This is a genomic window from Bradyrhizobium sp. sGM-13 (genome assembly GCF_018398875.1).
In the GTDB taxonomy this organism is placed as follows: domain Bacteria; phylum Pseudomonadota; class Alphaproteobacteria; order Rhizobiales; family Xanthobacteraceae; genus Bradyrhizobium.
In genome coordinates this window covers 195,327-217,617 of the sequence record NZ_JAGWDK010000006.1, presented here as the reverse complement: position 1 = coordinate 217,617, position 22,291 = coordinate 195,327, and the positions used below count along the sequence as shown (strand labels likewise).

The window sequence follows — 22,291 nt, the reverse complement described above, 5'->3', positions numbered from 1 at the left end:
TCCCGATGGTGGGGGCAGTTCTTCATGACGCAAAGGGGGCAGATCCGGATGGCGTTTGACACTGGACTGACGAGCTGATCCCGGCCGATCTTATGCGGGAGCTGATCGCATGGGATGGCCCGGATGATGAGTTCAATTCCACGTTCAAGCACTTCCAGGTCTGTGCCGGCGAATGGTACCGCGAAGGGCTGGAGTGGCGCTTCTATAAAGATGCGGAGTGGGAGTACTGAGATGGTTCCGCGATCCCAGCAAGGAGCGCCTGTCGAAGGCCCAGGTCCAATTCCTGGACGAGAACGTTCCCAGCATTCTTGGCCTGGTCAGATCTGATCGGTGCGATCGAGAAAGCCCGAATCTAGGCTCCTCGGAGAACTACCCTTCCCATTCGATGCCACCGGTGTCACCGCGGTCGGCTCCCTCAGTCGTCCCCACCCGACGCCATGTCCACCGGCAGCGGCCCGGACTGCGACACGACCACCAGCAGCGGGTCGTCCAGCGTTCCCGCGTGCTTCTGACTGGCGTTGAGCGCGACCAACCGGCGCGTGGTGAGCACCGCTCCATCGGCGGCGGTGATCGTCACCGCGAAATCCGGGCCCGGCTCGGGTGCCGGCGCGTGCGCAGTCGATTGACTCAGCACCCTGCCGGTCACCACATCCTCCTTGGTTCGATAGGTCGTGATAGTCCCGCCGATCGCATTCGGGCGGACCCGGAAACGCACAAAGCCGTCCTCATCGGTCGCGGCGGTTCCGAGCAGTTCGTCTGCGCGAGGATGGTAGGACCGCACCTCGGTCGTGAGGTACCGGCCGACGAGGTGCTCGATAGGCTCCGCATCTGGAACCGCGACGTCGTCCCCGGCTGGTGGCGGGTTGTCGAGCTCGTAGAGCGCCACCGTAGCGTCTGCCACCGGCACCCGAAGCGACGGACGGCGCGGCACGATCGGGTTCGGGTACAACACTTTGAGGTACACGAACCAGTCGGTGACGTTGGGGACGATGCTGGCGACGCCGGTCGCGACCGCGTAGCCCTCGTTCACCTCGAGCCGCGACAGCGCGGCGCGAAGCCGCAGCTCCGTCCTCGGCAGCACGGGCTCCAGGAATGACGGGAGCGACTTGTCGTCGAGAGCTGGGTTAATCGCTGCGATGATGCCGAGCACGATCGTGTTGGCCAGCAGCCCGAACGGGCCGAGTAGGCCGCTCAGAAGCGTACACACCAGCGCATCCGTGTTGTCGAGGTTGATGTCGATCTCGGTATCGGCCGCGTTGACCTGACCGCCAGCCGCCGTCAGCGTGGACGTGACTGTGACGACCATCGCCAGGTTCTTACCCGCCACGCACGCGTCTTCCCAAACGGTGTCGAGCGTGATCACCATCCGCCCGCCGGTGAAGCGCACGGTACCGCCGTCGAACCGGATCGGCGCCGGGTTCAACGGATCTAACTTCGATGCAATCTTGCGGTTGGCAAACGCGGCCAGATCGCCTGACTCGATGGTGGCGGTGAGCACCCCGGTTGCCAATCGCTCATCCACCACGATCCGTAGGTTCTCTGACTGGTCCGGCACTGCCACCGCCAGCGAGTTCGGCCGCGGGGTGCCGCCGAGCGGGGCTAGTTCAGCGCCTGCACTCAGGTAGCTGCGCCCGCCCGTGGGCCGTGCGTAACCGGCCGCTGCGCCAATCGTCAGCGTGGTGTTGTCCAGTCGTCCGCGGAGGGCGATTTCCGACGGCAGCGAGTAAGCGAGGCGCGCGTCCACCGCGAGAGTGCGAAGCATGTCGGTCAGCCGCTCTTCGAGCATCTGAACGGCCGCCGCCGAATTCGGCCGCACCAGTGACGACTGGTCTACGGTTAGGTCCACAGCCAACGCTTGCACAGACGCTTCCGAGAGGTAGACCCGGCTCGCTGTGGCGGTGCCGACGAGCGGAAGCCTGAGTCGGAGCGTGACGTCGAGAGAGGCGGGCTGCGCCCCAGTAATCCGGAGACTCACCGGCTGCACGACGATGACGTCGCGTCCTCCGGAGTACGCTTCAAGCTCGGCGGCGCCGCGGAGATCCATCTGCCCAACTGCCGCGTCGGGATCGTCCGGTACCCCGTCAAACGCCGCACGGATGGCGGCGATGTCGAGCACCTTGCGGACGATCGACGCGGGCACGCGCCGCTTATAGGCCCTCGCGTCCCAAAACGCGCGAACGATCTCGTTCACGAGCGCAACGTCGATCGTAGTGGAGAGGCCGTAGTCGGAGCGGTCGCTGGCCGGCTGGGCTGGCCGGTCACCCATGGTCACGCTGACCTCGGGGAGCGGGCCGTACTCGCCGAGAAGCCTCGCGTACGCCACCGGGTCGAGCTTGAAGGCTGGCTTTTGGTCCTCGAGCACCTCGCGGATCTCGGGGTCGGCCACGATCCCGGCCGCGGACATCTCCGCGAGCGGGTCGGCACTGCGGGCAAAGCGTCCTGCTTCCGAGGCGATGCGTTTCCAGGCGGCGAGGCTAGGCATCGGGCACCTCCAGGAGGTGGCTCTGAGCTGCGACAATCCTAGCAGGAGATCGAAGAAACTCAAGCGCAGGCCAAGGGACAACACTGTCCGGATAGCTGGCCGGAAGAGTGTCGAATATCCGCAGCAGGCAAGCTCCCAGCGGCGGGAGCGCTTCTGGGGCGAGTTCGACCGCACCATCGCCGTTCCAGTGCAGATCGATCCGGATGGCATCAAGGCCGAGTATAGTGACGGCCTTCTGGACTCTTCATCCCGCGTGCTGAGCGCGACAAGCCGCGCACCATTCAGATCAGATGAGTTGGGGAGCAAAATGAGCGAAAAACAGGAACTGAAGGTGCAGCAAAAGCGCGAGGTCGAGAAGCAATAGGAATCGACCAGGCCGATGCACGCCTTCATGCCAGCCGCTGGCATTTTCGAGACTGAGGAGGCGCTGACCGTTGCGCTACTCTTGGGCGATAAGGATTCAGAACGTCTCGGTTGGCAGGCCCTTGCGATCCGAACAGGGCCGGAGACTTCAGAATGGGATAGACCGGCTGCTACCCTCGCGGGGTAGTCTGCCTAGACTGCTTCGCATCAATCGGAGAAGCAGCCGATGCAGGAGGCGCTGTTCTACGAGTTCAGTCTGGAGCGGCACGTGCCGGCCGATCACCTGCTGCGCTCGATCGACCGCGCGATCTTTCTACAGCTCGATGGGGCGGCCCTCGATCGATCCAGAGCTGATGATCCGGATGCTGATCATCGGCTACTGCTTCGGCATCCGCTCCGATCGCCGGCTGTGCGAGGAGGTCCATCTAAACCTCGCCTACGCTGGTTCTGTCGGCTCGGCCTGATGGCGGCGTGGCCGGTCAAGGAAGAAGCGCAGCATTTCCGTCGTCGCGTCCGGTCCTCGCGGATCGGTGCCATGAACAGGGCGGTGGGGCCGAAACGCACATCGCCACCTAACGGAATATAATCGTTAAACGGTGTTGTGTATCAAACTGGATGTGTGGCTATCACAGGCGGCTACCGCGGGTTCATGGTTCATGTGCGTCCGTGCCTTCCTGAACACCCAGCCAGAGCCGGTCACCGGCCAGGGATAGTTTGGTGATCGAACCACCCGTTACTTAAAGGAGCAGCAAACAATGAGACGGAAATGGCATAGTCCTCATCCTAAGGTCCCTGAGCGAAAGACCTCGGAGGTGCACCGCTCTATGTGGGAAACGGCACCGCGAGCGGCAGAACAACCCGCCAAGAAACCGAAGGCTGAGCATAAGACTAAAAAAACTCCTAAGCCACTTCCGAAGCCTAGGGGGATAACCCCAACCATGGATATCAGTCGTAAGCTTCCTTGGAAACTTACACGATCTTAAAAACCATGCCGACGCCCCACTTATCGCGAGTCAACTGTAACATCCGAAGAGCGTGGATCAGCGTTGCGCCATTTTGCTGGTCTGGTCAGGGATTGACTTCATCCAGCGGCGATTAGGTCAGGCGGACATTGTCAGTCCCACATCCTTATGGGGTGTCCAGCGGCATTTGTACCGAAACGCAGTTCAAATTCGTCGCACTTGGGACAGCGATAGTGGCCGTTAGTCAGCGTCAGGGCGTCGTCCCTTGCCAACCCCATAAGCCAACTCTCGATGACATTGCCGTCACCTTTCCACCACCGAAGGTCGGTGGGTGAAGTAACGTCTTGGCTCTTGCATGATCGGCAGACTAACGGCGACTCCTTGAAATTGGCCGTCGTGACTGCTGCGCACGTCTTACAGCTCACCGGCCAGGCTGCGTACGTTGTGTGGTTAGACATGCCCCCTCCGAGCATCAGGAATGTGTCGTACCCGCAGGCGGAGCAGTGTGCATCGGTTGATGTTCCCACGTTGTACTCTCCTATGAAGTGGATCGTGTAGCTATCACCGGCGGCTACTGGGGATTCACGTGCGTCCGTGCCTTCCTGAACAGCCCATCACCGGACGGGCAGTGGCTGTTTCGCGATCAGCACGCGCCTGCGTAGCTTCTTGTTCCGCTTCATCTGCCGCAGAATCGCTCCCACTGTTTCAATTTCATCGGTCGGACCTCTCGATGACCCGGCTTGTTGTGGCCATAGCTGCGGGCGCCAAAGGTGTACTTGCTAAACATGCAGGTCTCCAGGTCAGGAGAAGATTCCCCCTACCCTAGGTGTGGGGACTCAAGTGCCCCAGCGTGGCTGAAACTGTATTTTTGCGGAGATCGGCAGCCAAGGCGGGGTCGGGCGTCAGGATTACACGTCTATATTTTGGTACTGGGAAGTACACGGGCGCACAAAGAAGTACCCTTATTTATAGGGCTTTCTTGATTTAGCCTTATCGGCCAATGCCCGCCGTTTTCCCAAAAAAAGAGCCGGGCTCTTAAGCCTCCGGGGCCCTCCCAAGGGCCGCCCCGCAAGCCAAGAACCCGGCTGATCCCAACCCTGACAGGAGTTAGAACCGTGAATAACATTGCCTCGATCCCGGGCCGGCGCAAGGGCCGCCCCGCCGCCAGCGCCCTGGTCGAAACCCGCGTCTATATCAATCCCGATGTCTGCCGACTCAAGGTCGCCAAGCGCACCAAGTTCTTCGACACCGAGTGCGAGGGCTTCTACGTTGACGTATCGCCGCGCTCGGCGAACTTCCATTTCCGCTACCGCAACGAAACCACCGGCGGCAAACAGCGCAGCATCAAGATCGGCACCTTCGATCCGAGGGAGTGCACGCCGGTCAAAGCCCGCGCCGCCGCCTATCATCTCAAGGGACAGACCGATCACGGCGGCGTCAACGTTGCCGAGCAGCGCCGGCAGGAGCTGACGACCGCGACCAAGCACAACAAGACGGTCGCAGAGCTGATCGAGCTGCGGATCGAATGGATGAAGCAGCTGGAGCTTAAGGAAGACGGCGAGCGCCGGCCCCGGATCGAAAGCTGGAAGGGCATGGCCGGTCATCTCAACAATCTGGTCAAGCCACGGCTCGGCCGCAAGCGCGCCGTCGAAGTGACCCGGCAGGACGTTGCGGGACTATCGAAGGACATCGTCGAGGGCAAGTTCGGCAAGGCCTCGTTGAGCCGGGCCCGCCACATGCGCCGCGCGGTTTCCGGCCTGTACAATTGGGCCGCCGAAGCCGAGCAGGATTATCTGCCGCCGACCTGCCAGCCCTTTCTCAAACTCGGCAAGCTCAAGGAGCGTCCGCGCCAGCGCTATCTTTCCGAGGCCGAGATACGCACGCTCTGGCACGGCCTCGACGACGACGATCTGATGCCATGGGACCGCCGCACGCGGCTCGCGATCAAGCTGGCGCTGACCACGATGCTGCGCTCGGCGGAAATACTCGGTGGCCGCCGCGACGAATTGATTGATCTGCCGATGCCGCACATCGTCATTCCGCTCAAGCGGGTGAAAATGCGGCGGGTGATCAAGCAGCCGCTCAACAGCCTCGCGCGGGAGGTGATTGCCGAGGCCAAGTCGCTCGGCGACGAGCAGCATCTATTCGCCAGCCCGCTCGGCGATAAGCCGATGAACCGGAGAGTCATGGCGACCGCGCTGCGCGGCACCAAGCAGAGCAAGGGCATCTGTGAATTGCTCGGGCTCGCGCCCTTCACGCCGCACGATCTGCGGCGCACAGCCGCTACCCTGGCCGGCGAGATTGGCTGCCCCGAAGGCTGGATCGCACGGTGTCTCGACCACACCATCTTAAAGGACGAGGACACCGGCAGAGCGCTGCCGACGGTGACCGGCAAGGTCTGCAACCTTTCAAAGCAGCTCAAGCAAAAGCGCGCGGTGCTTGATCAGCTCGACGTCGCCTTGCGCCGGATCATTGCCGGCAAGTCGCTTGATGATCTGGAGCCGCTGATCCGCATCGCCGCCTGATCGTCTCAAAAAAGTGTAAGCCCGCCCCGATTGACTCCAGGGCGGGCTTCTGCGTCATGATTAGGCCGGGCAAGAAAAGCCAAGAACATGCACCACTGGTGCAGCCGGGGTTTTCCGACGCGCCTTGCATCGCTTGGTTCTGGCCAATGGGCGCATGCCCAAACGGGCAAGAGCGGTGCGCATCGCTAGGTGGATAGTCGTTCCGAAGTTGCGTTGTCGCTATAAACGCGTGTCACCAAGCGGCAAGCGCGAGAGCGGTGAAGCGCAGGGCGGCCGCTAGACCACACAGGCTTCTGCGGCGGGCGCGCTTACTAATTTTGCACTTGGTCTCATGCGCCAATCGCCCGGCGTGCCGCGAGAACGTGTTGGCCGAGCGTGACGCTGGTGATGGTCTGGCCGCAGAAGCAGTGCGCGATCCCCTCCGGCCTCTGGGTCGGCAGCGGCAGGCGGGCGTCGTGCATCTGGTATTTCCATAACGTCCAATCGCGCTGATCGCGCCACGCCTGACAGTCAGCCTTGGTCCGGCTTTGCCGCGAGCGTCCGCCATGCTCGCTCGAAACTGGCGCGCGCTTCCTCGAATGTCGCGGCGATGCCGGTGCGGTGCTCGCCAGGTGAGGTGCCGGGATACACGCGCTCAGATAACAAAAAAAGGTTCAATTAATCATCGGCATGGTGGGTTAACTACTATTGAAAAGTTAGACTGAAACATGGTGAACGAAACGATGTCCGACGCTAACAGGTAGCCCGCTGCCCCGTACGCAACAGCGAGCGCTTTTACTATTCTTGGAATACCGGTTTCGCTGAGAAAGGGATCCGCCAGAGTTGCAAGACCTGTGATGACCGCCGCCTGCGTTGCGATCTCTTTCCTTATTGGATCGATCGCTTGTTGTCGGCGCTCTTCATATTTTTGGCTGAAGGCGGCTAAGCAGCTTTGCTGCCATAGGTATCGTTCGACCTCATAAGAACCAAGTTCGATCGCATACTGCCTTGCTACGTTTGCACTTCGTTTGGCTTTAGCGCGTCCTGGAGCAGTGCGTCCTGCAGGGCGACCTCCTTCCCTCCGCCCCTCGGCGGTGCGCTCTGCCGGTTCAACTCGCTCCCTCATTGAGGGAGGGGGTCGGACAACTGTTGTTTCTGTTTCTGTTTCTGGTCTGTCACGGGGGGGTGCGTAAACGGTTATCTCTCCTGTTTCGAGATTCTCTTCGTTAATTATTCGTCCGGTGGCTTGGTCGTAGATCGTCCTGACACCATTACTCACCTCAACGCAGCGCTGCCCGTCGCACTCCCTTAGCCCCAGTGGATCAGTCAGATTAATTGGGTCGTTATGGGCATACGTGTAACCGTTGGAATCTTGTACACCGGAACGTGGATCAGGTTGTGTAAAGCGGCCCAACGCGGGAGCGTAGTATCGGTTGATTGCGTAGTCCAGTCCCGTCACCGGGCTTCGCTCATAGTTGGTAAAATAGCGGTTCGTAGTTCCGGGCGGCCCCCTATCCAATGGCGTTCCAAACGGCAGGACTGACTGACTGATGGTCGCATCTTCTGCTGGACTGGTGATCAGTCGGGTGTGGAGCCGGTCCGGATGATAGTAGCGCACCATCTCGCCTGTGGGACCTGGTTCGAACGTGGCGAGCAACCGCGAGCCAAGGTAGACATAACTCCGCGTCAAGCGTGGAGCCCACGCAGAGCCCTGGGTCTCGGTGTAGTCAGCAATGACCGACTGATCGTCCCACACATGGTAGACTCGCGAGTTCAAAAGAATGGATGTCTGTGAAGCGCCAACACCGACGATCTTCGCGTTTTCAGTGACCACCCGATGTCCGTCGGCCCCATAGCGGTAGATTTCCGTAGAGGAATCATCGGGGAAACAGATGGGGTATCCGCATGGGGCACCGGTATCGGTGACAGAGACCAACCTGCCTCTGCGGTCGTAGTCGAACAGCTGCCAAACACCATCCAACCGCTGAGCACGCGTAATTCTGCCCGCCCGATCGTACCCGAAGCCGGGGCTCTCTATTCGCCCGGTGGAGGGAGACACCGCCAACTGGGTAATCCCGTCAGCCGGCGCCTGCGCACCCCCGGAGATCACGCCCGCAGCGTGGGTACCTATCCGGTTGCCATATTGGTCGTAGCTATAAGTCTGATTCCATTCGGCAGAAGCATGGGATCCCACGACAACGGGGATTAACCGTCCAAGGTCATCGTAGCTGTAGCCGGGAATGTGGGATGGGTAGCCGCGAATGTGGGATGGAGCAGCGTGGGGTCCCCCGGCAACAGTCTTCAGTCGCCCGAGCGCATCATAAGTATAGCGCCGAATATTGGCATCGTTGTTCTCAAGTTGGAGAAACAGCTGACCTGCCGCAGAGTAGTCATAATGAGCCCAGAAGAGTTGATTTCCGCCTCGCTTGATCGTCTGACTGAGCATCCGTCCGTTGGCGTAATAGTCATTCGTCTCCTGTACAGGTCTTGGCCCGTTCGGTCCCAAACTCATACCGCTGATTTGGCCGCTCGCGTTGTAAACTATGTTGGCAGCAATCGGCTCCCCATTGACTTTCACGGTTTGGGGCCTGCTGTCCCGCCCGTACTCGTAAGTCACGCTCTTCCCAAGCGCCACTCCGAACTGTGCCGGATAGCGTTTGACCGTTAAACGGCCAAACTCGTCGTAGCCATAACGTATGTCGAGTGGAAAATTCGGTCGGTTCGCCGGAATACGGCTCAGGACTTCAAGCCGTCCCTCTCGGTCATAATTGTAGATCTCCTCGACGACCCCAGGGGTCGTGATCTTGTGTATGCGTCGCACATTACCCGAAGTCATGTATTCGTAGCTGACGTTCTGTGCTGCTGCGGATGGCGATCCAGGCCGGTTAAGCACCACCCCGGCGCCCCCCGCAAGCTCGATGCGCTTCAGCCGTCTCAGCGGATCGTCGTCATAGATGTAGTTCTCGCCACTATTGCGCGCGTCCCGGCGGCTAACCAGATTTGAGAATTGATCATAGACGAAGACATCGCTGTATTTTTTGCCATCAGGTCCATCGAATACCGCGTCTCTCCCCGGCATCGCCTGATGCGTCAGGCGGCCCAGCGAATCGTAGCGAAATCTTTGCTCTTGGCTTCCCTGGTTCACCTGGAGGTATTGGGCATCGTAGCTATAGCGGGTGAGGAGCGGCATGCCCGCGAAGACCGAGCCTTCTCCAGCGGGGTCTGGCTGGACGAGTTCCTGGACGCGGCCCAAGGCGTCACTGAGCATCCACGTTTCGCGGCCGATCGGATCTACCAGACGAATTGTCTGCCCGAAACCTGCTGTCGCGCCAGTCGGCCGATTGGTCTCGTTGTAAAACAACCGACTGCTCGCATTGCTTAAACCATCGCCTGGTTCTGCGCGGCTCGTGAGGCGATCGAGCGCGTCATATGTCTGGACGATCCAGTGCTGCCCAAGTCCTCCCCGAAATGGAAATGACCGACGTTCCAGCCGGCCGAGCGCATCATAGCGCAGCTCGACGACATCCCACCCCCCGTCATTCGCGCGAACTCGCGTTTCCCGGGGCAGACCTAAACCGTTGTAGGTCGTGCTCGCCTCGGCTGCCACAATCGGTGCGGCACCAGGCGGTTTCGCAACAGCGCCCCACCCAATCGTCATCGCCACATCATCGTACTCGTAGAGGATGTTTGGTAGTGACGGAGCCTGGGCGGTCCTCGGAAAGCTCGTGGAGGCCAGTCGAAGCGAATCCGGAAAGTGTCTCATTTCGGTGATGCGGCCATCAAAATCCGTGGTTGCGATCGTGAGGCCGGTTCCGAAATCGTATCGGAAGCTCTCTTCGAGCCGCACCGGGGAGTTCGGATCGCCAGAACCGCGGGCGATCCGCGATGGCCACGCATATTGCGTGGCAGGCTCGAATACGAAATGGATCTGTTGGCAGCAGGCCGATCCGTAGATGTAAATGAGATTGCCCGTCTCGTCGTATAGGTGATCCTCATCCTGGACCACAGAGGTGCTTGGGTTCGCAGCATCGGCATAGCGCCGAACTTTGGTTATCAGGCCTCGTCGCCTAGTCTCTGGGTCATAGTCGAGGCCTCTCGTATAGCGCTCATCACGACCGCGTGTCGCTCGTGCCGGCAGCAATGCGACCTCGTCATAGCTAAACTCGGTCTTGGATTCGATCGCCGCAACTCCCGGCGAACCGGCGAAGACCTCCACAACCTTGGGCAGGTTGAATATATGACGGCTGCGGTAGTGCCAATCAGTCTCGTAACTTATCCTGGTTCCGCGCAGGATCTTCCCACCCCCATAGTCGAGCTCCCGCGTGGTCTCAACTTGATTATGCCACGGACCATAGTCGTATTCAGTTGCCGTTTTCTGATCCGCCTCGTCGGTACGCACAATCTGCTTGATCCGCGGAGAATAGTAGCCGTTAGCATCCCCCTGCTGCCAGACCTTGGTAGTCGATCGCAGCCGCTGCTGGTTGGTGTCAAAGACCTCTTCCAAAGCTGGGAGCCCGTCGTCAAACTGGGAGGGTCGCGAATATGCGGTTTGTACGATGCGAGTGCCGTCGGGCCGTGTGATCGTCGAAGTCCGTTTAATCGGATCCGTTTGGAACCGCGTCACCGGCGGCGGTGCGTCCATGCCGGTCCATTTCTCTGTCATCGTTGTATAGGCCGGCGCGTCGGCCAGGCCGCTTGGGACCAATGGATAGTCGTCGTAAGATCGCTCACGTGTCATGAGCCCGAGGGAAATCGAGCCCTGCTCATTGAGCGAGCTGGCCACAAGATCCATGTTCCGCCGTTCACTGACCTTGGTCGGCATGCCGTAGCTGGAGTAGGCATCACCAAACCAGTAACCAGTTCGGGTGCCAGGATAGACTACCGCGTCGATCACCTGCACGGGACAGGGTTTGCGTCGCTCACCTACTGCCGGGCTCTTGCACGTGTGTGCTACCGCCTGCAACGGAGCGGCAAAGGCATTCTCAAGATTGAGATCAATCTCTGCATAGTGGAGGCGGGCGAGCGTGCGTCGATCTCGGTCTCCATAACCGGGTGCAGTGATCGCTGTCAGACGCTCCTTTGTATCATAGTGGAACCGCACGGCTCGACCGACTGTGTCGTAAATTGTTTCGATCTGCGGCGCGCGATTGGAGCGATAGTCGATTACGATGACGTTGCCATTCACGTCGATGATCCGCGTGGGGAAAATGATTCCTTCGTCGATGACCGATTTGGCCCTGTAGTGGATTTCCATGCCGTTCGGATACTTTGCAACAGCGAAAAGAACCTGGCTCCCGTCGAATTGGACAGTGTAGTCAATTAGGCTGCCGTCGGTTGTGCGGTAGGTTCGTTCATCCTTGTTATTGATCGCGTTCTTGCCTTCAAAATCCAGGACAGTCGGACGTGACGTACCATCGGGCTCGATCAAGCGGCTGATCAATTTGCAATGCGGGCACGGCAACCCGTTAGGGAATTGGATAATACTTCCGAACCCCAACTGGAACCCGGGTGCCGGCCAGTCTGCGCCGACGTCGAAGACCATAGTCCGACCAGCGCGGTGCCAAACATGCGAGTCAAAGTGGAGATCGAGCGCCAAATCGAGACCACGGCCGGGTAGTCGCGCAACCGGAATTGTTAACTTGAAGCTGGCATAACCACGCCCGTTGCTCGAAACTCCTGAGCCACCGCCCGCGCTCGCAGGACTCTCGAGAGCCTGACGCGTAACGCCTAGCGACAGCTGCGATAGGTTTGCCGGCCGCGCCGCCTCTCCCAGTGCCTGCCCACGGCGATTACCCCAGTTGGAAGTCGATGCAATGGTCTTCCTATCCCAGCCGGTGCCGCCCTTTTCGTACTGAGGCGGCATGGCCAAACCGGTCTCAGGACGCAGGAGCCAGGACACGAGCGCCACAAGAGCGAGCAGCTGATATGAACTCCGATAGTGCCAGAGAGCTGAACGACTCTTTCCAGTACCGGGTGCCATCGCGCTCCCCCCAAAATCGCGGGAAGAAGAACCTCCAATATACCTCTCTTCCGTCTTTGCCTCAAGCAGCGCAGCGTCCGTGCGCAGGGCCTGCGGCATTTTCATTCCGAATGTCACCTGTTGGCACATCGCGTCATTTCGCTGCGATGCGGAGTTTAGTCGCTCTTGGGGCTTAGCGGCCTTTGGGAGGTCGCCGTCGGGTCTTCCGCTCTTGGCCGTGCGCGTATGCTTTACCTGACCTGCCCAACGCCGGCAGATCGACCAAGGCGTCAAAAAGGGGCAATTCGCAAGATGCTTGGACCTCTGTCCGGCTTGTCCCTGAGATCATGGTCGGTCATTTTCGGGATGCGCCGTCATTTTGCCATCCGGCGGGCACAAGCCGAGTTCTTTGGCCTTACGGGCGACTTCATCCACGGTGCCCCACACGGCATAAAATTCAGCCACCTCTTCGATCGAGCGGCCATGTTCGATCGCAGCCCGGAGGTCGTCTATAACCATCGCCGTCCATTCGGCATCGTCGTAGATGTCCATCACAGGTCCTCCCGCAGGCCCTTGAAGAAGGGATGACGCACCTTGCCCTCGGCGGATTTGGCGCGGTACTCGATCTCGGCTAGTAACTCCGGCTCGACCCAAATGCCTTTGTGCGCGATGCGCTTGGTGTAGGGCTGAGTCTTGCGGATCAGCGGCGTCAGTCGCTTGCGTAGTGCTGCCGCTGAGATCTTGTCGAAGCCGTGGTCGACCTTGCCGGCGTAGATCAGATCCTCGCCCTTGCGCCGGCCGACGTAAATTCCGTCCCACTTGTTGCCGTCGAGCGCGAACCCAGCGATGGTCAGCGTCTCGCGCTGGGCACAGGTTTTCTTGACCCAGTTGTTGCCCCTGCCGGAGATATACGCGCTGTCGCGCACCTTGGAGACGACGCCCTCAAGTCCGACTTTGCAGGCGTGGGCATGCATTTCCGCTCCATCGACCTCGAAGCTCTCGCTGAACTGGATGTCGGTGCCGTCAATCGTCTTCTTCAAGTGCACCTTGCGCTCAATCAGCGGCAGCTTCCGTAGGTCATAGCCATCGAGGTAGAGCAGGTCGAATGCGACAAGCACGATCTTTTTCGACTTACCCTTGAGCTCATTCTGCAGAACGGAAAAGTCCGTCGTGCCGTTCTCGGAGGGGACGACGACCTCACCATCGATGATCGCCGAACCGGCGGCGATATGCCAGGCGTCGTCGGCAATCTTCCGGAAACGCCTGGTCCAGTCGTTACCGCGCCGGGTGAAGACCTTCATCGCCTCGTTCACGAGGTGGACCTGCACCCGGTAACCGTCGAACTTGATTTCGTGCAGCCAGCGTTCGCCGCTTGGTACCTTTTCGATAGATGTTGCGAGGGCCGGTTCGATGAAACCGGGATACGGTGCTTTGACGCCGATGGCGATAGGCTTCTTGCGCTGAAATGCCATGCACTCCTCGCCGCCTAAACCAGTCGTAACGCCAATTGCTGCGTCGGCCCAGCGCAGGTGTCAACGAAGTCTCGGAGATGCTCAGGCACGGGCTCGCCCGCAATGTCGCACCGAGCTTGAATTTCGTCAGCGACATCTTTCGAAACATCGTCTGCCCAATGCTCCAAAGTGTTGAAGGCAACGACGCGAACCGGATCGTTGAACTGCCCGGTCAAAAAATCGCTAATGATCGTTTCGAGGTCCGTGCGCTCGATCTCAGTCTCGCGATACACAGTGCCATTCCTAAAACGGTCGACCACGAGATAGACCGTCTGATCCGCGCCGTACGGCACGGTACTCGGTGACCAGCCCATTCTTGGCATTGCAATACTCCGACGCAACAGGCACCCGAAAGGTAACCAAGCCTACACTGGCCGGTTCGTTCCTGCCACTGCAGCGCTCAGCCGGTCCCAATCGATCATCGGGCTCGTGGTGGGTCATTAGGGTAGTATGGGCGCTGCAGGGTCGACGTGGCGTTGAGATGCGATAAGCCCTGATGCCCATGGCGACAGTTGCTGGCTTTTGGCTATTGAGGCCGTCACGTTCCAAACCTGGGTTTACGCGGCGGCCTTGTCCTCCTTGTCAGTGCCGAGTTCGGCTACGACGTCACCGAGACCGGCGAAGGCGAGCGTGTCATACCCACCGCGATCACCGAGCATCTCGTCATAGGTGCCGATGGTCAGCTTGAGCCGGTGACCGAGGGCAGCACCAAGGCGGTCGCGCAGATCGTGCACCACCGTGGCATTTACACGGTGAGGCGGTACGCATTCAGCATCTTCCGTACAAATAGAGCTAGGCCCCGATTTCCAACTAGGTCCGTAGTTATACGGGAGGGGATGAAACGAAATACGGGATGGGATGAAACCAAACTGAAACAGGGCTGAGGTACGGTATCAACAGCACCGAGGGCGACGATTTCAGTACGGCAGAATTACTTTGTCGGTGGGCCGCAGAGCAATCTGCGGCCATTTTGCTTTCAGTGCAGCGCGAGCGCGCTCGATTTGCGGCCTGTCCAGATCGTCAACATCGCGCCCGGCATAGGTCGTGCCTCGGTTTCGGCGATGCCGTCAGCATCCTTCCCCGGTTTCGTCATCCGCAGCGCCTATGACCTCGTATTCAAACACGACGCCTTCAGGATCGTTCACCAGGAACCACTCATCGGCAAGGTCCGAGTTTGCAAACACCTTGAGATGGTCACGATCGCCGACCTGTTTGCCGGTATCAACGTAAATCCAGACCGTCTTCATCGATCTCGCGCCAGCTTGCGGGTCCCCAGTGGGGGCTCTTCCGAGATGAGTTAAACTCCCGAACGCGGCCTCGGTTCAATGCGCGCATCATGCCAATCCGGGCGAACATGGTCGGGCCGCCGAGATCGGCAACCAGGAGCAGCGCTTCCATCGCGGCTTGCCATTCGGCGGCACCGTGTTCGGCCTCCGGCAGCTCCATGATGTACTCGGCGGCGTCCTGTAGCGTGACGAGCTGGCGACCGCGCGGCAACGGTATCGGCTCATCGAACGGGCGGGACCAGCCGCGATCGGTCACGCGGCGGTTGCCTTGTCTTCCTTGTCCTCGCCTCGCATGACGATCTTCAACGCTTCATCCGGTAATGGCCGCTGTAGCGCCTTTGCCTCATCCCACGGCGCGCGCATCCAAACGTCGCGCTCCTCATCCGTCGTCAGTATCACCGGCATCGCCTTCGGATGGATCGGCTCGACCACCGCGTTCGGCGTGGTGGTCAGGAAGCCGTAGACGTTATGCGGGCCCGGCACCGGTTTGGATTTGGTGCCACGGTCGCCCTTGAACTCGGTCCAGATGCCGGCGAAGGCGGTCAGCGGCCGGTCGTCGTTCAACGCGAACCAGACGACGTCCTTCTTCTTGGTCTCGGGGTTCGGCTCGGGCGCGTACTCGGCGAAGCTGTTGAACGGCACCAGGCAGCGGCTCTCCGGCGTCAGCCAGCCGCGCCAATGCGGCGACGACGTGTTGCGGATGTTAGTGGCCGGCGGGCCGCCGATCTTTGGCGGCGGCGGCATGCCCCAGCGCATCATTGTTAGTTCGCGGCCATCGTTGGCGTTGCGGACCACCGGCGCGGGATAATCCGGAAACACGCCGGGCATCGGCGGCAGGTTGCCGACGTAGCGGTTGATGACGCGGAAAAGAGCGCGGATGGCTTCCTGGTTCGTGGTGATCGAATAGAGATTGCACATAGGCCTTCCTTCAGGCGAGCAGATCTGCGCCGGATTGAGTGAGCCTCACAAAGGTGCCCGACTCGTGCATGACTAGCCAGCCGCGGTCGATCGCGTGTTTCAGCGCTGCGCCATATTCGGCGACGCTGCCCTGTTCCTTGTAGAGGAACGGGGCGTTGATCTTTTCAATATGGATGCGGCCGTCCTGGACGGATTCAACTGCCTTGGCGATCTCCAAAAGCTTGCGGGCGGCCTTTTCAGGATCGGCAAACGGGCGATTAGCGGCGAATTTCACGCTGGTGCTCAGTTATGTGGGGAACGTGGATACGGGTGTGCTCGAGCCGGTGGCTATCAAACCGTTCGCCGCAGGGACAGCGCATCATCGAATTAGGCCTTTGAGGGAGCTTTTCCCACGTTCCCACATCGCGTATTTACGGGCCGTCCAGTCTTGCTGATCCCGCCAGGCTTGGAAGTCCGCCGGGCTGCGCCGGCCCAGAAAAGCCGCCCAGGCGCGCTCAAAGGCTGCCCGCGCTTCGTCGAAATTGTCTTCCGAACCATACGCCTGTTCACCCGGATTGCTGCCCGGGTAAAACCCACAATGCGAATTCCAGCGCTCCGTGGCGCCGGGGTTACCTACAGCGCGGCCGATTTTGCCGGCACGAACATCCCTGTAGTAGATCAGCCACGTTTCTTCTGCGCGATCCGGATCGCGGCGGCGGGTGAGCTCAGTCATCGGTCGCATCCAGCTTCCGCTTCCGCCGGTTGCCTTAAAATGCCGGTCTGCTCCACCACGCGCGTGAAATCGGCAATGGTCTTTTCGTTGATGATCGATGGCTCAGAATCCGGGCGCTGCCGAATGATCGGCATGTTGCGTCCAGTAAGAAAGGTCAGGAAGCGAGGAGCCATGGCCCTATCAAAGCGCAGCTTCCCAGGCGCGGCAAATTTTCTACAGATTGTGGGTCACCGAGCTCGCGAACTACCGCGCCTTGATGAACCGCCATTACGTTCGCGAGTTCAATCCAAAACGGAAGGAGCGCATTGGGGCCGGCGCAAGCTAAAGAGGGACCAATGACCGTCCTTGTCTATGTCAACACAAAACAAACAAGTCGGCGACGTCGACTACATCAAGGTGATCGCGAATGCTGATGCCGTAGAAAAAATGGTTCGAGGAGAACGATCCCGAAGGCGTAGCATTCGAATATGAGGGGCTGGAATGAACCCGCCGCTTATATATTAGTGGTCCGCCCGCCTGTTACACCAGCGCTCGACAGCTAGCGGACTAGTCCTTCCGTGTAGGTCTGTGGAGCTACCGCGGGGTAACTAGAAGGCGCTATCCGCTTAATGTGCTGTCTAGCTGTGCAAAGCATTCCTGGGCAAGTTTCGGGTAGGTCTTTCCTATGACGTGATAAATCGTTCTGCGAATTACTCTCAGAGCGTTTTCGTCGGTAGCCTCAATTGCGGCAGCCTCAATGGTCTCATCATAAAAGACCAAATTTTCGCGAGCATATTCAACCATTATACGATTGATTAGACCGTCTGTGCTTTCACGGGTCGCGAAGCTTTCTGTGCGGTTTGCATTGTAATGCCCGATCGCCCCTTCTCGGACTCTCCCCTCAGTAAAGAGAATGACTCCGAAGACCATAGAATCGACAAGCGAGCAAAACGGGTTTGTCGTTAGCAACAAACCTGGAATGGCTCGATATTCCATCACCTCGAACGGCTGCATGATCTCCTTGAAACGGGCCGAAGTTTCAACCGCGAACACCCGCTCAGGCTTAAAAAGTTGAGTCTTGGTGGGTCCTTTCCTAATTTCATCAGGCGGCCCCATCAACTCATCGAAAACCTTAGGAGACCAGCCGGGCCGCGCAAGAATTGACGATTTTGAGAACATCAGACTTCTTCACGAATCTTCGAGCTACTTTCCACCTCGTTACCACCCCTCGCGCATCCACTGTTCTAGATCCCGCGACGATAGAACGCGTTCTGTGTACTCCCAATCTAGACCGCGGTCGTCCATATCTTGGTTGTAGCGAAGCTCCATCGCGGGTTTAGTGTTTTCCACACGCTGCGAGAAGTTTAGCACCGCAGATCGATCCTTTAGGACGGCCGCGATCCAATCGTCTTCAAAGGCGTCCGGGAGTTGTCCAAGGACCGAGAAAATATCTCCGAACCGGTTCGAAAGAGCGGTATAGACATCGTCCTCAACCGTACCCGCGTAACGAAGGTTCAGAACGTGCACGTTATCTCGGATTTGGCCGATCCGCTGCACACGTCCCTTACGCTGTTCAAGCCGCGATGGATTCCACGGCATATCGACGTTCACCTGTGCGCCGAGACGCTGAAGGTTTAGGCCCTCGCAAGCCGCGTCTGTGGCGCAGACGAGCCTAATTTCCCCGTCCTGAATGCGGCGTTTGATCTGCTCACGTGCTGCCGTCCGTCGTTCATTACCTCGGGCGACGAACGATGCCGCGCCACCCGCGTATAGGGCGACCGGCTCGTCGGGGAAAGCTTCGCAGAGCGCTTCCAGAACCCACTCGGCGGTAGTGCGGTACTGGCTAAAAATGATCGCGCCGTTGTGCTCAAGCCATCGGCGTTCGCGTAGGAAATGGAGGATCACCTGAACCTTGGGATCAACATCAGAACCCTCAATGACGGCCGCAAGATTGCGCTCGACCTCGCGTAGATAGCCAATCTCTTGCGGATCGGGAGGAGCGGTATCGCGAGGCTCACCCTCGTCGCCGATCTCATCTTCGGAAAGGAGCGGTTCCTCGATGCGGTTGAGCAGGCGCCTAGCGGTTTCAAGGCCTGCGAGGGCCGACGAACCGATCCGCCTCAGCAGAATTGTTTTCAGGAAGCCTGCGCTGGGGCACCTCTGGGCGTAAAGGCGACTAAAGGCCTCTGCTGCCTCGTAGGCTGCTTTAAAAGCGAAGCTCATCTCTAGCCCTTGACCGCTGAATAGCGCAGCCGGAAGCCCGTCGTCCCCTCGCGGGTGGACAATCACGCCGATCCTCTTCAAAAGTCCCTCAGCTTCCAGCATCGGTCTAGTACGGCGTACGACGCGGCGGACAATCGGATTGTGCTGCTCGGCAAGCTTGCGGAAGTCATTTAGGAATTCAGTGCGAATGTCAGCACTCAGCGCATCGTAACGAGGGCCAACTACCTCGCGCGATTGCAGGCCGGCGTCGCTGCGGATGTCGCGAAACACCGTATGCTCAGCAGCGGGTGGCAGCGGATTCCTGAAGAGGCCCCACCTATTTGTGTCGTTCGTCGGCCAGGCGCGACCGCCAGTTAGAAAGCCAATTGACTCTTCGCGAACCCATTCGCCGCCATCGAAGGGCGTCCCCAGCACCTGCGGCGCTCCTTGCCCCAAACCCATCAGCAAATCCCAGAGTTCGACGGCATTGAGCTGGATCGGAGTCGCTGTGCCGAGGATCACGTTCGTCGCTTCGCGCGAGACCGTCCGCAGGAACGTGAGTAGGTTGTTCGCCTTCGGCGCATCGCGGCCGTTCTGCCCTCGCGAGGCTCGCGCCTTGTGCGCCTCGTCGAGAATGACGACGCCGAACCGCTTTCGCGCCAGAGCGCCGCGCTCGGCTTCGTCATCGCCATTGACGATAAGGCCGGTCGAGATGATGCCGACGCGCCAAGGGCTGGGCCGCGATGTATCTACGTGAGCATCCTTACAGCTATCGGATCAGGCGCACCGAGGCGCAGTACCGCGAGAGCGCGCTGGCGCAGGGACAGATCGCGGTCAACTCGATCCTGCGCGATTGGATCAAGGGCCAGCTCATCGCGATTGAATGCGGCGTGTTGAGCTTCGAGCAGGTCTTCCTGCCGTTTCAAATCACCCACGATGGCCGCACTGTCGCCGAGCGCGCCGACCAGCTTGGCTTGTTGTCAGCAGGAGAAGCACGATGAACAGACGGGAACAAATTGTCCACGATATGCAGCGCAAGATTGGCACCGACGTCACCGCGTCAGCGGCGCGCGTGCTGCAGTTGATGCCGTGCGACTTCTATCTTGCGCTGCTGCTGCAGGGCACCTGCGCCATGCTGGAGATGACGGCGGCGGTAGTCGAAAGCGAACTGGATTTCGACGAGAACGCACGACCGCTCACGGTCTATCTGGTCGCGCTGATGGCCGCCCGCGCTTACGCGGAGAAGCAGCCAACCACCAACGAGCTGTTGCTCGCGAAGGCGCGCGACGACATGCACAAGCTGGGCCTGATCCCTCCAAGGAGCAGCCGATGAAACAGCAGCTAAACAAACGCATCCGACATCTGGAAATGCCGAAGCGGCTTTCGCATCTTCCGATCAGTAGCGAAGGGTTTCCGGTGCCATACTTCGTGCCGTGGGTCGATGGCAAGCCGGAGTTTCGCGGTTTCGACGGCGAGAAGCTGGGCATCTGCGTTCGCCACAAGCGATGCTGGCTGTGCGGCGAAACGCTGGGCAAGTGGCTGGCATTCACCGTAGGGCCGATGTGCGGCGTCAACCGAACGTCCGCTGAACCTCCGAGCCATTACGATTGCAGCCGCTACGCGGTCTCGGCTTGTCCGTTTCTGACGCAGCCGCGCATGCGCCGCAACGAAGCCGATCTGCCCGAACACCGTGGGCCCGCCGGCTTCATGATCCGGCGCAATCCAGGCGTGACGCTGATTTGGGTCACCGACAACTACAAGCCATTCCGGGATCGCGGCGGCGTCGGCGTGCTGTTTCACATCGGCGAGCTGGAACGCGTCGAGTTTTACGCCGAGGGCCGCGCCGCAATGCGTGACGAGATTATGGTCAGCATCGATAGCGGCATGCCGATCTTGCGCGAAATGGCCGAGCTGGATGGCCCTGAGGCGATTGCCGAACTCGATGAGATGTACAGCAAGGCAATGCAAACGATGGGACTGGCGGCATGACGTTCTCGGCCCGGGTCTCCTGCCGGCGGCGGGGAGGTTTCGGGTAATTGCATCAGCCGCCACAACGGAGACAAAACATGAAGCACATCGAAACTAGCGAACTCGTTAGTGCTGTCCCGATTGCTTCCGCGAAAATGACGCGACGCGAGAAGCTGCTGCACTGGGCCGCGCTGGTGCGTAAGGCAGGCAGGCCCATCGGGCTCTATCATGCGCTGGAGTATATGAGCTGGGCCCAGCAGCAGAGAACCCGCATCGGCCCCGACGACGTGACCGCTCTCGGCATCGCGGCGTCAGACCCGGTGTTTCAGGCACAGGGTCTGAGCGCGTCGACGTCGATAGCCGATGCGCTGCGCTTCTTTGAGTTGTCGATCAGCCAAGCGCACGCCTTCTCCTGCGACTGCGGCGGTGCAATCTCGAACGACCAGCAGGCCGACCGGATCGAACGGCTCGCCTGAACACAGGCCGGCTGGCGGCGTGACTGCAATCGCGCCGCCGGCCAGACAAAATAGCAATTAGATGGGCCCGCCACAATGATGTGAGCTACGCCCGGCGCGGGGTCGGCATGGGCCCGCGTCCAGGCGGGAGGTGGCTCGCGGATGTTCGGGAGTCTTGGCCCAGCTCTCTTGGCATCCGCGGGCGCGCCTCTATTTGATGGCAAAACAAAAGCGGAGGTCACTTTGAATGACAACGCCAGCTCGGTATCGCGCACTGCAATGGCTTCGTGATCACGAAGCCGATCCGCTTTCTGTTCTGCTGCGCAAGCGACCCAGCGCTCGCATGTGCAACCTGATGGAGCGCGAGCATCAGGTGGTTCGGGCCGCGCTAGGGCAATTCAATCATTACCGCTGGCTTTTGACAGGCATGGGAGCGCAAGTGCTGGCCGACAAGACGAGAGGCCAAGATGGACGACGGCAACGAAAAACAAGAACCTCGGAAGATGCTGAAGCTCAACGAGATTCTGGAAATTGTCCCGATTGCGCGGACGACGCTGGAGCGCATGATCAGGCTGAAGCAATTTCCGAAGCCGACCTACATCAGCAACAATCGCCGCATTTGGTACGCTGACCAGATTGTCGAGTGGCAGCGGCAGGTTGATAATTCGCAGCCCGAGCGCCGCCGGGGCCGGCCCCGCTCAAAGACCAGATCGGGCGCGGCAGCCTGAAAAACGGGGGACTGGTCTAAATAGGCCGCCAACTGAGGCGGCCTTACTTCCTCTGATCAGCGAGCAAGTTTTCCAATGACTTGGGGGGCTGCAGTCCTGGCGATGTCAGCCACTTATTGATGTGCGATGCTGTCGCGGCGCGCCCAGCTCGCCGCTAAAGCAGTTCTCGGGCCATGCTGCCTGGAGCTTGCTGTTCGGCCGCCTCTTTGAATTTCTGTGCTTCTTCCGCTAGCCGTTCTTCAAAGGTCGCTGTGTGTTTGAC

General features: G+C 59.8%; 24 protein-coding genes and 1 pseudogene. 9 read left to right on the top strand and 16 right to left on the bottom strand.

Annotation, left to right across the window (positions count from 1 at the left end; translation table 11 throughout):
* Positions 1–92 precede the first annotated feature (92 nt).
* Positions 93–230, top strand: a complete 138-nt coding sequence (locus tag KJQ96_RS11545; RefSeq protein ID WP_213286732.1) for a hypothetical protein — start codon at positions 93–95, stop codon at positions 228–230.
* A gap of 185 nt (positions 231–415) precedes the next feature.
* Here the strand turns inward: KJQ96_RS11545 and KJQ96_RS11540 are convergent, their stop codons facing one another.
* Positions 416–2,482: a hypothetical protein gene (locus tag KJQ96_RS11540; RefSeq protein WP_213286731.1), complete on the bottom strand. Its 2,067-nt coding sequence runs from the start codon at positions 2,480–2,482 to the stop codon at positions 416–418.
* Between KJQ96_RS11540 and KJQ96_RS11535 the strand changes: the two genes are divergently transcribed.
* The 3 genes and pseudogenes from KJQ96_RS11535 (at position 2,454) to KJQ96_RS41730 (ending at position 6,332) form a co-directional block, all read left to right on the top strand.
* Positions 2,454–2,846, top strand: a complete 393-nt coding sequence (locus KJQ96_RS11535; protein WP_213286730.1) for an Hsp20/alpha crystallin family protein — start codon at positions 2,454–2,456, stop codon at positions 2,844–2,846. The genes KJQ96_RS11540 and KJQ96_RS11535 overlap by 29 nt on opposite strands.
* 225 nt (positions 2,847–3,071) lie before the next feature.
* Positions 3,072–3,308 (top strand): annotated as a pseudogene (locus KJQ96_RS11530) (transposase); the annotation flags it as partial.
* Between the two features lie 1,614 nt (positions 3,309–4,922).
* The gene (locus KJQ96_RS41730; protein ID WP_213286729.1) at positions 4,923–6,332 is read left to right on the top strand and encodes a tyrosine-type recombinase/integrase; all 1,410 of its coding nucleotides are present in this window, start codon (positions 4,923–4,925) and stop codon (positions 6,330–6,332) included.
* 329 nt (positions 6,333–6,661) lie between these two features.
* On the opposite strand, the gene KJQ96_RS41350 is transcribed toward KJQ96_RS41730, so the two are convergent.
* The 15 genes from KJQ96_RS41350 to KJQ96_RS11455 form a co-directional block, all read right to left on the bottom strand.
* The gene (locus KJQ96_RS41350; RefSeq protein WP_256441607.1) at positions 6,662–6,793 is read right to left on the bottom strand and encodes a hypothetical protein; all 132 of its coding nucleotides are present in this window, start codon (positions 6,791–6,793) and stop codon (positions 6,662–6,664) included.
* Positions 6,794–6,842: 49 nt separating this feature from the next.
* Complete coding sequence (locus KJQ96_RS11520) at positions 6,843–6,989, bottom strand: hypothetical protein (protein ID WP_213286728.1); 147 nt, start codon at positions 6,987–6,989, stop codon at positions 6,843–6,845.
* Positions 6,990–6,993: 4 nt separating this feature from the next.
* Complete coding sequence (locus tag KJQ96_RS11515; RefSeq protein WP_213286727.1) at positions 6,994–12,396, bottom strand: RHS repeat domain-containing protein; 5,403 nt, start codon at positions 12,394–12,396, stop codon at positions 6,994–6,996.
* A gap of 219 nt (positions 12,397–12,615) precedes the next feature.
* On the bottom strand, positions 12,616–12,822 hold the full coding sequence (locus KJQ96_RS11510) for a hypothetical protein (RefSeq protein WP_213286726.1): 207 nt from the start codon (positions 12,820–12,822) through the stop codon (positions 12,616–12,618).
* On the bottom strand, positions 12,822–13,742 hold the full coding sequence (ligD, locus tag KJQ96_RS11505; RefSeq protein ID WP_213286725.1) for a non-homologous end-joining DNA ligase: 921 nt from the start codon (positions 13,740–13,742) through the stop codon (positions 12,822–12,824). Before ligD ends, KJQ96_RS11510 begins: the two co-directional genes overlap by 1 nt.
* A gap of 14 nt (positions 13,743–13,756) precedes the next feature.
* Complete coding sequence (locus tag KJQ96_RS11500) at positions 13,757–14,104, bottom strand: hypothetical protein (protein ID WP_213286724.1); 348 nt, start codon at positions 14,102–14,104, stop codon at positions 13,757–13,759.
* Between the two features lie 234 nt (positions 14,105–14,338).
* Positions 14,339–14,518, bottom strand: a complete 180-nt coding sequence (locus KJQ96_RS11495) for a hypothetical protein (RefSeq protein ID WP_213286723.1) — start codon at positions 14,516–14,518, stop codon at positions 14,339–14,341.
* 330 nt (positions 14,519–14,848) lie between these two features.
* The gene (locus KJQ96_RS11490) at positions 14,849–15,028 is read right to left on the bottom strand and encodes a hypothetical protein (RefSeq protein WP_213286722.1); all 180 of its coding nucleotides are present in this window, start codon (positions 15,026–15,028) and stop codon (positions 14,849–14,851) included.
* On the bottom strand, positions 15,003–15,323 hold the full coding sequence (locus tag KJQ96_RS11485) for a hypothetical protein (RefSeq protein ID WP_213286721.1): 321 nt from the start codon (positions 15,321–15,323) through the stop codon (positions 15,003–15,005). Before KJQ96_RS11485 ends, KJQ96_RS11490 begins: the two co-directional genes overlap by 26 nt.
* Positions 15,320–15,985, bottom strand: coding sequence for an SOS response-associated peptidase (locus tag KJQ96_RS11480; protein WP_213286720.1), 666 nt, complete (start codon positions 15,983–15,985; stop codon positions 15,320–15,322). Before KJQ96_RS11480 ends, KJQ96_RS11485 begins: the two co-directional genes overlap by 4 nt.
* A gap of 10 nt (positions 15,986–15,995) precedes the next feature.
* Entirely contained in the window at positions 15,996–16,259 is a 264-nt protein-coding gene (locus tag KJQ96_RS11475) for a hypothetical protein (RefSeq protein ID WP_213286719.1), read from the bottom strand.
* An 84-nt stretch (positions 16,260–16,343) separates the two neighbouring features.
* Positions 16,344–16,697, bottom strand: a complete 354-nt coding sequence (locus tag KJQ96_RS11470) for a hypothetical protein (RefSeq protein WP_213286718.1) — start codon at positions 16,695–16,697, stop codon at positions 16,344–16,346.
* Positions 16,694–16,870: a hypothetical protein gene (locus KJQ96_RS11465; protein ID WP_213286717.1), complete on the bottom strand. Its 177-nt coding sequence runs from the start codon at positions 16,868–16,870 to the stop codon at positions 16,694–16,696. Before KJQ96_RS11465 ends, KJQ96_RS11470 begins: the two co-directional genes overlap by 4 nt.
* 424 nt (positions 16,871–17,294) lie before the next feature.
* Positions 17,295–17,855: a hypothetical protein gene (locus tag KJQ96_RS11460; RefSeq protein ID WP_213286716.1), complete on the bottom strand. Its 561-nt coding sequence runs from the start codon at positions 17,853–17,855 to the stop codon at positions 17,295–17,297.
* 39 nt (positions 17,856–17,894) lie between these two features.
* On the bottom strand, positions 17,895–19,400 hold the full coding sequence (locus KJQ96_RS11455) for a helicase-related protein (RefSeq protein ID WP_213286715.1): 1,506 nt from the start codon (positions 19,398–19,400) through the stop codon (positions 17,895–17,897).
* A 221-nt stretch (positions 19,401–19,621) separates the two neighbouring features.
* On the opposite strand from KJQ96_RS11455, the gene KJQ96_RS11450 reads away from it, so the two are divergent.
* The 5 genes from KJQ96_RS11450 to KJQ96_RS40175 all read left to right on the top strand — a co-directional run bounded on the left by KJQ96_RS11450 (position 19,622) and on the right by KJQ96_RS40175 (position 21,932).
* On the top strand, positions 19,622–19,879 hold the full coding sequence (locus KJQ96_RS11450) for a hypothetical protein (protein WP_213286714.1): 258 nt from the start codon (positions 19,622–19,624) through the stop codon (positions 19,877–19,879).
* Complete coding sequence (locus KJQ96_RS11445) at positions 19,876–20,211, top strand: hypothetical protein (RefSeq protein ID WP_213286713.1); 336 nt, start codon at positions 19,876–19,878, stop codon at positions 20,209–20,211. The genes KJQ96_RS11450 and KJQ96_RS11445 overlap by 4 nt, the downstream gene beginning before the upstream one ends.
* Entirely contained in the window at positions 20,208–20,867 is a 660-nt protein-coding gene (locus KJQ96_RS11440) for a hypothetical protein (protein WP_249733956.1), read from the top strand. The genes KJQ96_RS11445 and KJQ96_RS11440 overlap by 4 nt, the downstream gene beginning before the upstream one ends.
* Before the next feature lie 77 nt (positions 20,868–20,944).
* Positions 20,945–21,322 carry a hypothetical protein gene (locus KJQ96_RS11435; protein ID WP_213286712.1) on the top strand — a complete coding sequence of 126 codons (378 nt, stop codon included), beginning with the start codon at positions 20,945–20,947 and terminating at the stop codon, positions 21,320–21,322.
* A 226-nt stretch (positions 21,323–21,548) separates the two neighbouring features.
* Positions 21,549–21,932 carry a hypothetical protein gene (locus KJQ96_RS40175; protein WP_249733954.1) on the top strand — a complete coding sequence of 128 codons (384 nt, stop codon included), beginning with the start codon at positions 21,549–21,551 and terminating at the stop codon, positions 21,930–21,932.
* The last annotated feature ends 359 nt before the right edge of the window (positions 21,933–22,291 follow it).

What these genes read in the sequence shown, in the direction of transcription:
- KJQ96_RS11500 (WP_213286724.1), bottom strand. Translation starts at nt 14,104, where the DNA reads ATGCCAAGAATGGGCTGGTCACCGAGTACCGTGCCGTACGGCGCGGAT.
- KJQ96_RS11480 (WP_213286720.1), bottom strand. Translation starts at nt 15,985, where the DNA reads ATGTGCAATCTCTATTCGATCACCACGAACCAGGAAGCCATCCGCGCT.
- KJQ96_RS11515 (WP_213286727.1), bottom strand. Translation starts at nt 12,396, where the DNA reads ATGAAAATGCCGCAGGCCCTGCGCACGGACGCTGCGCTGCTTGAGGCA.
- KJQ96_RS11435 (WP_213286712.1), top strand. Translation starts at nt 20,945, where the DNA reads ATGAAGCACATCGAAACTAGCGAACTCGTTAGTGCTGTCCCGATTGCT.
- KJQ96_RS11490 (WP_213286722.1), bottom strand. Translation starts at nt 15,028, where the DNA reads ATGAAGACGGTCTGGATTTACGTTGATACCGGCAAACAGGTCGGCGAT.
- ligD (WP_213286725.1), bottom strand. Translation starts at nt 13,742, where the DNA reads ATGGCATTTCAGCGCAAGAAGCCTATCGCCATCGGCGTCAAAGCACCG.
- KJQ96_RS11510 (WP_213286726.1), bottom strand. Translation starts at nt 12,822, where the DNA reads ATGGACATCTACGACGATGCCGAATGGACGGCGATGGTTATAGACGAC.
- KJQ96_RS11460 (WP_213286716.1), bottom strand. Translation starts at nt 17,855, where the DNA reads ATGTTCTCAAAATCGTCAATTCTTGCGCGGCCCGGCTGGTCTCCTAAG.
- KJQ96_RS11545 (WP_213286732.1), top strand. Translation starts at nt 93, where the DNA reads ATGCGGGAGCTGATCGCATGGGATGGCCCGGATGATGAGTTCAATTCC.
- KJQ96_RS11450 (WP_213286714.1), top strand. Translation starts at nt 19,622, where the DNA reads ATGTATCTACGTGAGCATCCTTACAGCTATCGGATCAGGCGCACCGAG.
- KJQ96_RS11440 (WP_249733956.1), top strand. Translation starts at nt 20,208, where the DNA reads ATGAAACAGCAGCTAAACAAACGCATCCGACATCTGGAAATGCCGAAG.
- KJQ96_RS11540 (WP_213286731.1), bottom strand. Translation starts at nt 2,482, where the DNA reads ATGCCTAGCCTCGCCGCCTGGAAACGCATCGCCTCGGAAGCAGGACGC.
- KJQ96_RS11465 (WP_213286717.1), bottom strand. Translation starts at nt 16,870, where the DNA reads ATGGCTCCTCGCTTCCTGACCTTTCTTACTGGACGCAACATGCCGATC.
- KJQ96_RS40175 (WP_249733954.1), top strand. Translation starts at nt 21,549, where the DNA reads ATGACAACGCCAGCTCGGTATCGCGCACTGCAATGGCTTCGTGATCAC.
- KJQ96_RS11470 (WP_213286718.1), bottom strand. Translation starts at nt 16,697, where the DNA reads ATGACTGAGCTCACCCGCCGCCGCGATCCGGATCGCGCAGAAGAAACG.
- KJQ96_RS11535 (WP_213286730.1), top strand. Translation starts at nt 2,454, where the DNA reads ATGCGTTTCCAGGCGGCGAGGCTAGGCATCGGGCACCTCCAGGAGGTG.
- KJQ96_RS41350 (WP_256441607.1), bottom strand. Translation starts at nt 6,793, where the DNA reads ATGCACGACGCCCGCCTGCCGCTGCCGACCCAGAGGCCGGAGGGGATC.
- KJQ96_RS11445 (WP_213286713.1), top strand. Translation starts at nt 19,876, where the DNA reads ATGAACAGACGGGAACAAATTGTCCACGATATGCAGCGCAAGATTGGC.